The organism is Corallococcus sp. 4LFB, assembly GCF_046520365.1.
Taxonomy (GTDB): Bacteria; Myxococcota; Myxococcia; order Myxococcales; family Myxococcaceae; genus Corallococcus; species Corallococcus caeni.
Map to the genome: position 1 here is coordinate 1 of NZ_JBKGHJ010000201.1, position 14311 is coordinate 14311.

Annotated in this window: 11 protein-coding genes; 4 read left to right on the plus strand and 7 right to left on the minus strand. The window is 70.2% G+C overall.

The genetic code is table 11. From position 1 onward, the window contains the following. Window positions 1–99 precede the first annotated feature (99 nt). On the plus strand, window positions 100–1329 hold the full coding sequence (locus tag ACLEQD_RS21545) for a hypothetical protein (protein ID WP_410386277.1): 1230 nt from the start codon (window positions 100–102) through the stop codon (window positions 1327–1329). A 16-nt stretch (window positions 1330–1345) separates the two neighbouring features. Here the strand turns inward: ACLEQD_RS21545 and ACLEQD_RS21550 are convergent, their stop codons facing one another. Then, entirely contained in the window at window positions 1346–2668 is a 1323-nt protein-coding gene (locus tag ACLEQD_RS21550; RefSeq protein ID WP_410386279.1) for a hypothetical protein, read from the minus strand. A gap of 216 nt (window positions 2669–2884) precedes the next feature. Here ACLEQD_RS21550 and ACLEQD_RS21555 point away from each other — a divergent pair, with 216 nt between their 5' ends. Further along, complete coding sequence (locus ACLEQD_RS21555) at window positions 2885–3910, plus strand: serine hydrolase domain-containing protein (RefSeq protein WP_410386281.1); 1026 nt, start codon at window positions 2885–2887, stop codon at window positions 3908–3910. Between the two features lie 9 nt (window positions 3911–3919). Here the strand turns inward: ACLEQD_RS21555 and ACLEQD_RS21560 are convergent, their stop codons facing one another. Next, window positions 3920–4156 (minus strand): hypothetical protein, encoded by a 237-nt coding sequence (locus ACLEQD_RS21560; protein WP_410386283.1) that lies wholly within the window; start codon window positions 4154–4156, stop codon window positions 3920–3922. A gap of 618 nt (window positions 4157–4774) precedes the next feature. Here ACLEQD_RS21560 and ACLEQD_RS21565 point away from each other — a divergent pair. Next, window positions 4775–5311, plus strand: a complete 537-nt coding sequence (locus tag ACLEQD_RS21565) for a hypothetical protein (RefSeq protein WP_410386285.1) — start codon at window positions 4775–4777, stop codon at window positions 5309–5311. Window positions 5312–5441: 130 nt separating this feature from the next. Here ACLEQD_RS21565 and ACLEQD_RS21570 read toward each other — a convergent pair whose 3' ends face one another. From ACLEQD_RS21570 to tal, 3 genes are all read right to left on the minus strand, one after another. Then, window positions 5442–6251 (minus strand): HEAT repeat domain-containing protein, encoded by an 810-nt coding sequence (locus tag ACLEQD_RS21570; protein ID WP_410386287.1) that lies wholly within the window; start codon window positions 6249–6251, stop codon window positions 5442–5444. 38 nt (window positions 6252–6289) lie between these two features. Next, window positions 6290–7546 carry an ATP-binding protein gene (locus ACLEQD_RS21575; protein WP_410386289.1) on the minus strand — a complete coding sequence of 419 codons (1257 nt, stop codon included), beginning with the start codon at window positions 7544–7546 and terminating at the stop codon, window positions 6290–6292. An 80-nt stretch (window positions 7547–7626) separates the two neighbouring features. Further along, window positions 7627–8748 carry a transaldolase gene (gene tal, locus ACLEQD_RS21580; RefSeq protein ID WP_410386291.1) on the minus strand — a complete coding sequence of 374 codons (1122 nt, stop codon included), beginning with the start codon at window positions 8746–8748 and terminating at the stop codon, window positions 7627–7629. Between the two features lie 206 nt (window positions 8749–8954). Here tal and ACLEQD_RS21585 point away from each other — a divergent pair, with 206 nt between their 5' ends. Then, on the plus strand, window positions 8955–10856 hold the full coding sequence (locus tag ACLEQD_RS21585; RefSeq protein WP_410386293.1) for a transketolase: 1902 nt from the start codon (window positions 8955–8957) through the stop codon (window positions 10854–10856). 314 nt (window positions 10857–11170) lie between these two features. Here the strand turns inward: ACLEQD_RS21585 and ACLEQD_RS21590 are convergent, their stop codons facing one another. Further along, window positions 11171–12502, minus strand: a complete 1332-nt coding sequence (locus ACLEQD_RS21590; RefSeq protein WP_410386294.1) for a hypothetical protein — start codon at window positions 12500–12502, stop codon at window positions 11171–11173. Then, window positions 12499–14310 carry a hypothetical protein gene (locus ACLEQD_RS21595; RefSeq protein WP_410386296.1) on the minus strand — a complete coding sequence of 604 codons (1812 nt, stop codon included), beginning with the start codon at window positions 14308–14310 and terminating at the stop codon, window positions 12499–12501. Before ACLEQD_RS21595 ends, ACLEQD_RS21590 begins: the two co-directional genes overlap by 4 nt. Window position 14311 lies beyond the last annotated feature (1 nt).

The following is a 14311-nucleotide window of genomic DNA, read 5'->3' on the forward strand; positions in this document are numbered from 1 at the left end:
TCGGGAGGTGCGCCCCCTGGGCGAGGCCCTGGCGCATCCGGTTCCACGCGGTAGGTTCCGTCCAAGACGGGGGAGGGCGGGCGGCCTATGTCCGGGGGCATGACCCTGGAATCGCCTCCCTTCCGCCGCGCCGTGGCCGTGTTCGCGGCGCTGCTGTGGACCGCCTGCGCGGGCTCCCGGCCCGTCCCCGCCGCGCCGGAGCCCAAGGAGCCCGCGGTGCGCCGCGTGGACTCCGGGCGCACGCACTGGGTGCTGCGTCCGTCCGAGGCCTACGACGCGCTGTGCCTGTTGAACCTGCTGCGCGGGGACGCGTTCTACACGCGCTTCTACCCGGCGGAGTTCCAGCGCTTCTCCGCGCTGCTGGAGGCCCCGGAAGAGGCCGCGCTCGCGCACCTCACCGAGCGGATGGCGAAGCAGGGCGGGAAGATGGTGGGGCCCTTCCTGACGCTGGTCTTCTCCGTCACGCAGGCCACCTCGGTGGAGGACCTGGCGGCGACGGTGGCGGACGACGCGGCGTGGGGGCGGATGCGCGCGGACTTCCTGGCCACGTCGTACGGGAGGGAGGACGGCTTCGCGGAGATGGAGGCCGTGCGCGAGGACCTGGGCGTCCTGCTGGCGTTCCTCGAGCGCGTGGAGTTCCCGCGCATCTGGCGCGCGGAGTACCTGCCCTCGGTGGAGCAGGCCATCGCGGGGCTGGCGGCGAAGGTGGCGCCGTACGACGTGGTGGGCTGGGATGAGCAGGTCCTGGGCAGGGACCTCCAGGTGGCGGCGTTGAACGCGCACGTCCTGAAGTTCGCGAAGCCGCACGGCATCCGGGTGACGGGGTGGAACTTCCTCACGGACGCGACGTACCCGGCGGCCGTCACGGTGAAGACGGCGGTGCATGAGCTGCTGCACCCGCCGTTCACGCGCGAGGGCGCGCTGGACGCGAAGCTGAAGGCGCTGGAGGAGGACCCCTACTTCCAGCGGCTCGTGCGCGAGCACGACCCGGCGTTCGGCTACACGACGGCGCGCGGCCTGACGGAGGAGGACTGCGCGGAGGCCATCGACGTCCATGTCAGCGAGCGGGAGGGGCTGCTGCGAGACCGGGAGGGCCGCCCGCTCACGGGCGCGGAGTTCTTCCGCGACCACGACGACGGCATGCACGTCCTGGCCTTCGTGCTCTACGAGGAGCTCAAGCGCGCGGGCCCTTCACGGGGAGGGACGTACGAGTCCTTCCTGCTGGGCCTGTTCGAGCAGGGCGTGCTCAAGCCCGGCGAGCTGGAGCGCCGCTTCCGCGCCTCGCCGGGGCACTACCCGGTGAAGGCGCTGGGGGAAGCGGCGCGGTGAGCCGGAGGGGCCTGCCTCACGGAGGGCTGTCCTGGGCCGTGCCCTTGTCCAGCCGGTCCTGGAGGGCCTTCCAGCCGCGGTTGCCCACCTCGCGGGCGCGGTCGAGCGTCTCGCCCGCGCCCTCGGCCACCTGCTCCGGAGAGAGCTTCGCCGTGCGCTGGCGCACCCGGTCCATCCAGATGAGCGGGGCGTAGAGCTGCTTCGCGCGGTCGGGGCCCAGGAGCACGGTGAGCACGTGCTCCAGGCCGCCGGCTCGCGCGAGCAGCGTGCGGCCCAGGAGCACCGTCGCGCGCGTCTGCAGGAACAGCGGCAGGCTGTCCCCGTGCTTGCGCAGGGCCTCCGCGCTGGCGTGCACCTCGCTGCGCTCCGTCTCCTCCAGGTAGGGGCTGGCCGCGAGCTTGTCGAGCGACGCCGCGGCCTCCTCGTAGCGTCCGCGCCGGGTGTGGATGAAGGCCCAGCCCCACCACGTCAGCTCGTTCTCCACGCCCAGCGTCTGGAGCGAGCGCAGCCCCTGCTCGATGTCGTCCTCGGCGGCGCGCTCGCGCTTCAGGCCCATGCGGTTCCACGCGCGCAGGAAATGCCCGGTCGCGAGCGCCGCTTCGCGCGACTGCGCGGGCGTGCCCTGCTGGAGGCCGGGGAAGGCCTGCGGCGGAAGGCGCTCCGTCTCGGTGAGGAAGCCGGTCAGCTCCTCCTCGGCGGCGTAGTGGTAGCCCGCCTGGCAGAAGGCGATGCCCCGGCTGGCCTGCACCGCGGCGCGCAGGGGCGCGGGCCAGGTGGGGGTGGGCGTGGCGCGCGACAATTCGTAGAAGACGAGCTCCGTGGCGGGGATGCGGTCGGACTTGTCCGCGGCGTCCAGCGCCAGCAGGACGGCGGCGAGGAAGGCGTGCTCCTGGCCTGCGTCGTAGGAGCCCAGGGGCAGGGGCGTGCCGGCGGCCCACCGGTTCCACAGCAGGGGGAACTCGTCCTCGTCGCGCGTCTGGAGCGCCTTGCGCGCCTTGTAGAAGGCGATGCCCAGGTCCAGGTACGTGCGGGCCGCCGCGCGGGTCGCCTCGTCGTTGGCGAACGTGTCAGGCATCGCGCGCGTCTCCGCCAGGGCCTTCCAGAGCAGGGCCACCTCCTCCGGAGCCCGAGGGTCGCCCTCCGCGCGCACGGTGAGCTTGAGCGCGCGGTAGGGCACGAGCGTGACCGAGTCGCGGAGGCGTTGATCGATCTCCGCGCGCTCCTTCGCGGCGCGCTCGGCGTCGGTCTTCTGGCAGCCTCCGCACGCGGTGAGTCCCACGAGGAGGAGGGTGGCGAGGCGGTGGCGCAACGCTGTGCGGGCACGGGCGGAGTCCTTCATCCCGTGCACGCTAGCACCGACCGGAGCCTGTCTCCCTACCGGGCGGGCTGGCGCGGGTCGAGCAGCGCGGCGAAGAGGTCGCGCGGATCCAACCCGGGCGGCATGTCTGGACGAAGGGGCCTTCCAGGGGGCCGACACCCCCGCACGGTGATGCCTGACAGAAGCGCCTCCGGAAGGCTTGCTTCTCCGGGCGGCAGGCCCGTAAAGCGCCACCCCATGTCGAACCCTTCCGACCTCCTCCACGCGGAGCTGCGCCCCTACCTGCGTGGCTACCCGACGGCCTCCGTGTGCGCGGCGATGACGTGGCGGGGCGCGCTGCACGTCGAAGGCCTGCGAGGCAAGGGGACGCCTCCGGCCACGGACGCCCTCTTCTCCCTGGGCTCGCTCACGGAGGTCTTCACGGCGGCGCTGCTGTCGGTGATGGCGGAGCGCGGCGACGTGCGGCTCGACGAGCCCCTCGGGAACCTGATTCCCCTGTCGCTGATGAGCGACGAGGTCGCGCGGAGCATCACGCTGGAGCAGCTCGCGACGCACACCTCCGGGCTGCCGCACCTGCCTCCGAACCTGGCCGCGGCCCCCCGGAGCCCGGACGACCCGTTCGGCCAGTACTCCGCGGCCCTGTTCGGCGAGTTCCTGCGCGACTACCACCCCCGGCGGCCGCCGCCGCACCCGTCCTCCGAGTCCTTCCTGGGCATGGGGGTGCTCGGCCACGCGCTGTCCCGGCGCATGGCGCTGAACTACGGGCACCTGATGCGGGACGTGCTCTGCAAGCCCATGGGGCTGCTGGACACCACGGCGCGCGTCACGGAGGAGCTGGCCCCGCGCCTGTTGCAGGGCCACACGGCGCGAGGCAAGCCCGTGCCGCCCTGGACCTTCCCGGCGCTGCCGGGTGGGGGCGCGCTGCACTCCACGGTGGGGGACGTGATGCGCTTCCTGGAGACCGGCCTGGGGCGGGGGGAGCGGTCCTTCACGAAGGCCCTGTTCCGGATGCAGGCGCCCCGGGTGAAGGCCGGGGCCTTCCAGCGCGGCCTGGGGTGGAACGTGTCCCAGGTGCGCGGCAAGGACGTGGCGTGGCGCTCGTCGGTGATGGGCGGCTACGTGGGCTTCATGGGCCTGAGCGTCGCGGCGGACGCGGCCGTGGTGCTCCTCGCGGACCACGGCTGGTCGCTGTTCGCCGCGCTGCGGGGGCGCGTGCCCCTGGAGGCGCAGGGGCTCGCGCTGATGTCGCGGTTCCTGCCGTGAGCCGCGCGCTCAGGGGATGCTGAAGCGGTAGCTCTGGAAGCCACCGGAGGACGCCATCGCGAAGTCGCGCACGTTGCGCGGGGCGCCGTTCTCGCTGCGCTGGGCGAGCTTGAAGTCGCCGGTGCCGTTGCTGGCCTGGAAGCGGAACTCGTACTGGCCCGGTTCGGTGGGCAGCGGGGCCGCGGACATCTTGGTCACGGCGAGGTTGCCGAAGCCCGGCAGGGGTTCGCCCTCCGGGCGGCGCACGGAGCCGATGGCGCGCAGGAAGGGCGAGCCGCCGGTGAGGATGAGGTACTGGGGGTCGACGGTGCGCGCGGGCTTCGCTGGCGCGGAGGGCGCGGGGGCGGGCTCCTCTGGGGGCGCGCCGCGCGCTTCGACTTCGATGAAGGCTCCTCGCTGGGGGCGGGAGGGGCGGGCGGCTCCTCTGGTACGGCCGTGGGTTCAGCGGGAGCGGCTTCGGCTTCGGAGGGCTTCCGCTTCGCGCCGCGCCCCGAGGCCTTGCGCGAGGGCGCTTCGGCGGGGGGCGTCTCCGTGGTGGGAGGCGTTGCTTCCACGGTGCTGGCAGCAGCGGCGTCGGTGGAGCCCGTCTCCGCCTGCGTCGTGGGCGTGGCGGGTTCCGAGGCGCTTTCGGACGGTGACGCCGCAGGCGCCTCCTGATCGGTGGAGGCCGCTTCGGCGGAGGCCTTCTTCGCGGAGGAACCCTTGGGCGCCTTCCCTGCGCGCTTCGATGGAGTTTCGCTGGAGTCCGTCTTCGGTTCAGCCGTCTCCGCGGTTGATGCGGCCGGCTCGGGAGCTTGAGCGGACTGCTCGGAGGGGGCCTTCGGAGCCTGCGCGGCGGACTTCGCGGCAGGTGCCTTCGGAGCCTTGTCGGCGGACTTCGCAACGGGCGTCTTCAACGCCTGCGCGGCGGACTTCGCGGCAGGGGCCTTCGGAGTCTTGTCGGCGGATTTCGCAACGGGAGTCTTCAAGGCCTGCGCGCCCGACTTCGCGGCAGGGGCCTTCGGAGCCTGCGCGGCGGACTTCGCCGAAGGCGTCTTCTTCGCCGGTGCGGCCTTCGCGGTGGATGCCTTCGCGGCGGGCTTTGCCTTGGGCGCCGGAGCCTTCGCCACGGGCTTCTTCGCCGCCGCGCTCTTCATCGGCTTCGCGGTCTGCTTCAGCTTCGAGGCCGCGGTCTTCAGCGCCTGCGCCACCGGCTTCGCGACCCCGGTCTTCTTCGCCGGGGCAGGAGCCTTGCCCCCGGCGGGACGGCCCCCGGGCTTCGTGGCGGCCTTGCCAGCGGCACTGCGGGACTTGGACGAATCAGGGGAGGCGGAAGGGCGGGTCAGGCGGCGCTGGGCCATAAAGTCATCCTCGGAGGACCCGAGCGGTCGGCGCCGTCGGCCCTCGTCCCCCGATGGCTAGTGCACCCACAGCCGCCCTGCAAGGCACACGTGCGGTGCGCGCACGCTTCCTGTCGTCCGGCGACCGCTGGAGCGCAGGCCACGCAAGCAACCGCGATACATCCCTGCGGTCCTCTCCACAGGCCAGGGCCTCAGCGGGCCAGCCCTTCCAGGTGGGCGATGGCGTCAGCGAGGACGCCGCGGAAGTAGCTGTCCGCCTTGTCCGCCGGGCCCCGAAGGCGAAGGAGCAACGGCAGGAGCGAGAGGTCCTCCAGTGCCCGGGCGGCTTCGACGGCCAGGACGACAACCTCGGTTCCCTCCAGCTCGCGGCGCAGCGGTTCCAGCACGCGCGGGTCCTTGCGCAGCGCCAGCCCGACCAGGGCCTCGCCGCGAAGCTCCATGCTGGACTCCGTGAGCCGGTCGAACAACGCGTCCCGGAGCTCAGGCGTGTCCACCTCTTCCGCCTGGGTGCCCAGGCTGAAGGTCGCCCAGTTGCGGACGTCCTCGTCAGCGTCGCGGGAGAGCTCAATCAAGGTCTGGATGGCGGCCGGAATCCGGTGGGGCATCATGCCCATGACCACGCCCATCCGGACGTCCGCGTCCGGGTGGTCCTTGAAGGGCTGCAACGCGGACACGGCCCGAGCGTCCCGGAGGTGCCCCAGCGCCGTACCCATCGAGCCCAGGACGGCGGCATCCTGCTCTCTGGTCAGCGCGGACAGGACTTCATCCGCGCACTTCGTGACGAGCCCGGGGCTCCTCTCTCGGCCTCCCAGTTGCGCCAGGATGTCCGCGCCGCGTCCGCGCTCGCGTGAAGAGGGGGAGTGCAACAACCGCACGGCGGCCTCGAACACCTCAGCTCCGCCCCGGTCGTGCAGCGCGCGGATGGCTTCCCAGGCCGTCTCATCCTCCTCGTCACCCTGCAACGCGAGGGCAATCAACTCCGGGAGGGCATGGTCCTTCATGTCTCATCCCCTCCCATACACTCGATGCTCCGTCCCCGTCAGGCCGACAGCAGCCGCGACGCCGGGTCGAGCGGAAGGGTGATGGTGAAGCATGTCCCGTCCTCGGCGCAACTCGTCACGGAGGCCTTCCCCCCGTGCGCCTCGGCGAGTCCCCTCACCAGCGGCAGGCCCAGCCCCCAGCCCTTCTGCGCGCTCTCCGTGGCGGAGCGCGTGCGGTGGAACGGCTCGAAGATGGTGTGCAGCTCTTCCGCGGCGATGGGGTTGCCCTGGTTGCGCACCTGGAGCCGCACCTGGTTCCCGCTCCGGTCGAGCCGGACCTCAATCGGGGTGCCCGGCGCGCTGTACTTCGCCGCGTTGGAGGCCAGGTTCTCCACGATGCGGCGCAGCCCGAGCGGATCCGCCCGCATCTTGAACACGCCCTGCACCTTCAGGACGAAGCGCTCCGGGTAGACCGCCGCGAGCTCGTCCAGTGTCTGGGCCACGACCGCGTGGAGGTCGCACTCGCCCAGCTCCAGGCCCACCCGCTTGCCGGCCTTGATGCGGCTGGCGTCCAGCAGGTTCTGGATCATCCGCTCCGCGTGGTCCAGGCTCGACGTCACCCGGGACACGGAGGACTGCACGTTCGGCAGGTCCGCATGGCGCCTGCCCAAAAGCTGCGCGCTCAGCTTCGCCGCCGTCAGCGGCGTGCGCAGGTCGTGGGTGAGCGCCGCGATGAACGTGTCCCGGAGGTTCTGCTCCGCCTTCAGCTTCTGGAGCTGATCGCGGAGGTTGAGCTCCGTCATGATGGACGCCGTCAGCTCCTTCATCACCGTCAGGTCCTGCGCGCTCCACTCGCGCACCGTGGGCTGGATGCAGCAGAAGGTCCCCAGCACGTGCCCGTCCGGGTTGATCAACGGGAGCACGATGAGCGCGACGATGCCCCAGGGCCCGGTCGACGGATGGAACTTCAGGAACGGGTCCGCGGGCGCGTTCGAGGAGATGATGGGGTCCCCCTCGAGCGTGTAGCGGCACAGCGACGCGTCGATGGGCAGCGTCCGGGTCTCCCGGAACGGCGAGGGCAGCCCGAAGTCCGCCTTGAAGAACTGCCGGTCCGCGTCCACCAGGGACATGATGGTCAGCGGGACGTTGAGCAGCTGCGCCGCCAGGCGGGCGAGGCGATCAAAGGCCTCCTCCCGAGGCGTGTCCATCAGCCGGGTGTCCCGGATGGCCTGCAAGCGGTTCGGATCCGTGAGGCGGCGGTTGCACCGCTGCGTCCGGCCAAGGGAGGCCTCGTCCAACTCACCCAGGAACTTCATGGCGGCGACTTTAGGCCGGGTGGGGCTGGGAACCGGGTACCTCGATTCCCAGCGCAAGGTCCTCCGTTCGCTGATCAACCTCAGGTCTTCTTCAGCTTCTCTCCCACCGCGGCGAGCAGCTGGTCGAAGGACTCGGAGAACAGGCGGATGCCGTCCGTGGCCAGCTCGTCCGTCACCGTCTTCATGGAGATGCCCGCCGCCTCCAGCTGGCGCATCGTCGCCTCCGCCGCCGGCAGGTCCTCCTCCAGGCTGGGGCGCACCTTGCCGTGGTCCCGGAACGCGTCGATGGTCGCGGGCGGCATGGTGTTCACCGTGTCGCGGCCGATGAGCTCCTCCACGTAGAGCACGTCGCGCAGCTTCGGGCTCTTGGTGCTGGTGCTCGCCCAGAGCACGCGCTGCACCTTCGCCCCCTTCGCCGCGAGCGCCTTCCAGCGCGCGCTCCCGAAGACCTCCTTGAAGGTGCGGTAGGCCAGCTTCGCGTTGGCGATGGCCACCTTGCCGCTCAGCCCCTCCATCGCCTTCTGCTGCTCCGGCGTGGCCCCCGCCTTCCGCTTCTTCTCCAGCTCCTTGTCCACGATGGCGTCGATGCGGCTGATGAAGAACGACGCCACGCTCGCCACGCGGCTCACGTCCCCGCCGGACGCGGCGAACTTCTCCAGGCCGGAGACATACGCCTCGGCGATCTCCTTGTAGCGCTCCTGGCTGAAGAGCAGCGTCACGTTGACGTTGATGCCCTCGGAGGTGAGCTGCTCGAAGGCCGGGACGCCCGGCACCGTGCCCGGGACCTTGATCATCACGTTGGGCCGGGCCAGCGTCTTCCACAGCCGCCGCGCCTCCTCCAGCGTGCCCTGCGTGTCCAGCGCCAGCCGGGGGGACACCTCCAGCGACGCGTAGCCGTCCTGGCCCTTCGTCGCGTCGTAGACCGTCTTCAGGATGTCCGCGGCGCCCTGCACGTCGCGCACGGCCAGCTGTTCATAGAGGTCGTTGCCGCCAAGCCCCTTGCCCTTCGCCGCGTCGAAGAGGTCCTGGTAGTCGTCGCTGCCCGACACGGCCTTCTGGAAGATGGTCGGGTTGGAGGTGAGCCCCTTGAGGCCGTCCTCCTCGATGAACTTCTTCAGCGTGCCCTGCGTGATGTAGCTGCGCTGGAGGTTGTCCACCCAGACGGATTGGCCGAACTCGGCGAGCTGTCGCAGCGGATTCATGGATTCTCCCGGCGGGGGCCCAAGGCTCCCGGATGGCGTTCTCTCAAGTTGCGCATGCCCCGCCCTCCAGGTCCGGCCGGGCGGGCAGGCACTCGCGGATTCTGCCTGGGACGAGGGCCAGCGGGGGGCGACGCTTCTCGCGGGCCGGGGCAGTCAACACAGTAGCGGGGGCACACCCTTCGTCCCCCCCAACCCGGAGCGAAACGATGGCGGACACCTTGGCGGACCTCGCGGCGCAGCTGCGCATCGACAGCATCCGCAGCACCACGGCGGCGGGCTCGGGCCACCCCAGCTCGTCCATGTCCGCGGCGGACATCATGGCCGTGCTCTTCCAGAAGTACCTGCGCTTCGACTTCCAGCAGCCCAAGGCCCCCAACAACGACCGCTTCGTGCTCTCCAAGGGGCACGCCTGCCCGGTCCTCTACTCCGCCTTCAAGGCAGCGGGCGCCATCGACGACGCGGAATTGCTCACGCTGCGCAAGTTCGGCAGCCGCCTGGAGGGCCACCCGAACCCGCACGTGCTGCCGCTCGTGGACGTGGCCACCGGCTCGCTGGGGCAGGGCCTGGCGGTGGGCGTGGGCATGGCGCTGGGCGCGCGCCTGGACGGGCTGCCGTTCCGCACGTACGTGCTCATGGGCGACAGCGAGACGGCGGAGGGCTCCGTGTGGGAGGCGTTCGACAAGGCCAGCCACTACGGGCTCGACAACCTGTGCGCCATCATCGACGTGAACCGGCTGGGGCAGAGCCGGGAGACGGAGCTGGGCTGGAACCTGGAGGCCTACGCGGCCCGCGTCCGCGCCTTCGGGTGGAATGCCCTCACGCTGGACGGCCACGACCTGGGCGCCATCGACCGCGCCTTCGCCGAAGCGCAGGCGAAGAAGGGCCAGCCCACCTGCCTCATCTGCCGGACGGAGAAGGGGCGTGGCTCCTCGCTCCTCGCCAACCAGGACGGCTGGCACGGCAAGCCGCTGCCGGAGGACAAGGCGAAGGACGCCATCCGCGAGCTGGGCGGGGAGCGGAACGTCCGCATCCAGGTGAAGCGGCCGGAGCTGCTGAAGGCCACCGTGGAGGACTCGCCAGCGCCGCTGCGGCTGCCCACGTACGAGGTGGGCCAGAAGGAGGCCACGCGCAAGGCGTACGGCGACGCGCTCCTGGCGCTGGGCAACGCGCGGCCGGAGGTGGTGGCGCTGGACGCGGAGGTGTCCAACTCCACGTACTCGAACGCGTTCCAGAAGGCGCACCCGAAGCGCTACTTCGAGATGTTCATCGCGGAGCAGAACATGGTGTCCAGCGCGGTGGGCCTGGCGGTGCTGGGCAAGAAGGTCTTCGTCAGCACCTTCGCGGCCTTCCTGTCCCGCGCGTACGACCAGGTCCGCATGGCGGCCATCTCCAACGCCACGGTGCACCTGTGCGGCAGCCACGCGGGCGTGTCCATTGGCGAGGACGGGCCGTCGCAGATGGCGCTGGAGGACCTGGCGATGATGCGCGCGGTGGGCGGCAGCACGGTGCTCTACCCGAGCGACGCCAACCAGACCGCGAAGCTGCTGGCGCAGGTGGTGGACCGCCAGGGCATCACCTACCTGCGCAGCACGCGCGAGAAGACGCCCGTGCTCTACCCCGCGACGGAGGACTTCCCCATTGGTGGCAGCAAGGTGGTGCGCCAGTCCGACCACGACGTGGCGACGGTGGTGGCCGCCGGCATCACGCTGCACGAAGCGCTCAAGGCCCATGAGTTGCTGAAGAAGGACGGCATCGCGGTGCGCGTCATCGACCTGTATTCGGTGAAGCCGGTGGACGCGAAGACGCTGCGGCAGGCCGCGCGCGAGACCCAGGGGCGGCTCCTGGTGGTGGAGGACCACTGGGCGGAAGGGGGCCTGGCGGACGCGGTGCTGGAGGCCTTCACCGGCGAGCGCGAACCGCTGCCCTCCGTGGTGCGACTCGCGGTGACGAAGATGCCCGGCTCCGGCAAGCCCGCGGAGCTGCTGGACGCCGCCGGCATCGACGCCGGGCACATCGTGGAGGCCGTCACCTCGTGGGTGGAGGAGGGCAGGGCCCAGGGCGGGGATGGCCGGCCGTCCGAGAACGCCTGGGGCCACACGAACGCGTAGCCCCGGACGCGGCGGCGCCATCGGTGAGCGCATCCTGCTGACCGTGCCATTCGCGGCCGGCATGTCGCCAGCGCGCCTCGCGGCCCGCGCCACCGTCCTTCAGGCCGCCTTCGCCGCGCACCCAGAGCGCTGCTCCCACGGCCCGCCGAAGCCCCAGGCCCTTCCGAACGCCGTCTGGAGCAACAACCCCGCGTCGCTCCCCAACTCACAGGGGGCTGCCCACCAATCTCTCAGTCTCACTGTCTCATTCACGTTGACAGGTTCCGGTGCGCGCCAGCCAATACGACCTGGCGCGCGCAAGTCAGAAGCCCAGGTCAGGGCCGGCACCGCTCCGCCTCGCGAAAGAACTGCGTGAGCGAGTAGTCCAGCAGCGACTGGCGGGACTGCATGTACCGGCGGGCGCGGAGGAAGGGCAGCCAGACGCGCTTGCCGACGCGCACCTGGGACTCCTCCATTTTCGCCCGCAGCACCCACGTCCCTCCCAGCCGCCGCACCAGCACGTCCCCCAGGTAGGCCCCCAGCGCCGGAGCTGTGTGACTGTCGATGAGTTCGCGCGTGTACCGCACCGGGAAGTTCTCCTTCCAGAAGTAGAAGTCCAGGTCCGTGAGCGACTCTGCCGTCTCGTCCATGATGGAGGGCACCTGGGTGTGCAGTGCCGCCACGAGGCCTTCGGACAAATCGCCGTAGGACTCGAGGACGCGCTCCGGATTCGCCACGTCCGAGGGGTGAGCGACAGGGAGCCACTCCTCCGGCACCGGCGGCCGGAAGGCGTTGAGTTCGGCAATCTTCCGTTGCCGCTCGCTGATGGCGAACTCGTCCGGTAGCCGAGAAAGGAACGGCGCCACGTCAGGGTGGAAGCGCGGCTCGACGGGTACGAGCGCGGCGCTGCGCTCTCTCAGCGTGCGTAGCACCGTGTCGAAGTCGAGGTCTGGCCGCAGGTGGACGTGGGCTCGGGCCTGCACCACACGCGCCTCCTCACTCGCGAACTCGGCGGCAGTCGGCCACAGCACCAGGAGGATGGAGCCGTTGGGGAGTTCCTCCACGAGGTGCGCAGGCGTCGAGAGCATCCGCTCGCGGCCAACGCTTTCCACGAGCTTGGGGCCGAAGATGTTCAGCCAAAACAATTCGTAGATCTTGTCGAACCCATCCCTTCGCGCCTCTCGGTCATCACGGCCAAAATTGGGGGAATCAGCCAATTGCTCATCTGCATTGCTATGAGCCGACGCATAGGCAACTGGATATTGAGATGCCCACGCACGAGCCACCGCCGCAAGGCTGCGGCTAGACTCCTCTCTGAAAAATGGGAGCGGCTGCACATCGAGACTGGCGCGCAAGGTGGACTGCCCCTGTGCAAGCGTGAGATTGAGCACCAGCGACACTGCGGGGCTCTCTGCACGGTACAGTCCGATGATCGAGCCATACTCATCGCGACGTTCCTCTATCGCGCGCCACACGGCTTCTCTTGAATACCTACGCTTCCGGGTCGACTTGACGAGTGTCGGCATCCAACCGTCAGCATATTTCTCAAGAGCATCAACCAGAGGCGTCAAGGCAGGCTCCACCCCTCCGGTCGCGTCGAATGTCCCCTTGAAGGAGAAACTCAGACTATCCACCATGTTTAGGTCGTGCATCGTCAACAGCTTCATTGAGACAGCACCTCCACACCCTTGATTCTCTCCTGTGCGGCATCGACCGCGTCGCCGAACATCTTCCGCTTTTGGGGCAGAAGTTCTCCGCCCTCGTAAACAAGGCGCACCCGCTTCACAATCGCCTGCTGCCGCATGCCGTCCCGAAGAATCTTCAGCGATCCACCGTAGTACTTCATCGCATTGATCGCATCCGTACTCACCTGCACTTCCATGTCCTCCTTCTTCAGGATGCTGAGGTTTCGGCTCTTGAAGCTGAACGTCTCCACTCGGGGGGACTGGCCCGTTGGGGGGCGTTCCTCGATGACCAGGACATCTGCGTACCGGAGGTCCACCTTCGACACGCCCACGTGCGTCTCGATGCGCGGCTGTTCGAAGTCGCCGAGCCACCGCCGCTGCGCGCGGGGCAACGCAGCGTCCGCCTCGAGGATGGCGATCATGGTCCGCTCGAAAGCCATACCCCGAGCGTAGAAGAAGCGCATCCACTGGTAGCCCGCCCACTTCAGGGGGCCCTTGACGACGTCGCCGTTCTGAATCTCTCTCAGCCGCCTCTTGCGGTAGGCGACGTACTCCTGCCAGAGCGGCGCCCCCTTCTCGACTCCCGGAGGTGGCTCCTCCAGCTTCGGCGCCCTCTCCTTCAGCAGCTTCACGTCCTTCGGGAGACGGGGGCCCGAGGACTCCAGCTCGGCCTGGAACAGCTTGGCCCTCGCGGACTCCGTAGCGCCCACCTCGGCGTTCTGCTCGAAGAGGTCCAGGTTGACGGACCGCTTCCCTGACGAGCCCCGGGTCGCCACGGGCTGGGCGGACTCGCGGCTGGCCGTCTCCATCAGCACCGCATGCGCCTTCGCCGGATTTCCGCGGGCCTCGTACAGCGCCATCAGTCCTGCCTCCCCCCACTCAGCGGCCAGCAGGGCACCCTCGCGGCTCGCCTGGAGGTAGCGCAGCAAGTCGCGCGCGGCGGTGATGCCGAGCTGCTCCTCCAGGCGCGCCATCAGCGCCTTCATGCCGACCACGTCGAGCGCCGGCAGCTGGAGTCGCAGCAGCCCGCCGCGCGACTCCACCAGGGCACGAGCGCCCTTGCCCCCGGCATACAGCGCCACCATCAGCGCGGCAGGCGCCAGCTCGCGCGTGGCCTGCTCGTACTTGCCCTGCGCCAGCGAATACGCCCCGTGCCCTGTGCCGGCCACCAGGTGGTAGAAGCCCACCGGCACGCCGAAGGTGAGGTGGTCGAAGGCTCCCGCCGAGACGCTTCCCGGCGAGTAGTGCCTCTCCATCAACGCCTTTTGCACTTCGTCGAGGGCAGCCTGGTAGGGCGGTGGCAACTGCCCACGCATCGCCATGAGCTCCGTGTACCGGGCCTCGCCACTCACCAAGCTGCTGGAGAGCATGTCCCGGCCCGCGCGCCCCAGCCCCCGCAGCACGTCGCGCCCCTGCTCGACCCGCTCCGGGAAGCCATCCAGCGCCAGGCCTCGCCGCTTCAGTTCCTCGCGGACGGCGGGCATGGCGCCCAGCGTCTCGCCCAGTTGCTTGTCACGGGCCAGCCGCAGCACCACCTCGCGCAACTCGTCGTCGAAGGCCGAGTGCAGGACGAAGAGGGCGAGCACCTCGGCATACGGCACGCCGTACTTCTCCACGGACGTGACGATGAAGCCCGCGCGCTTGCGACTGAGGATGGCCGAGGCGTGTTCGTCCAGAGGCCCCAAGGCTCCCAGGCGGACCGCGTCCCATTCCTCCAGCGACTCCACCAACGCGGCCATGTCCACCCCGCGCTGCATGGCCACGAACTCCGCGGGCGAGGCACACGCCAGG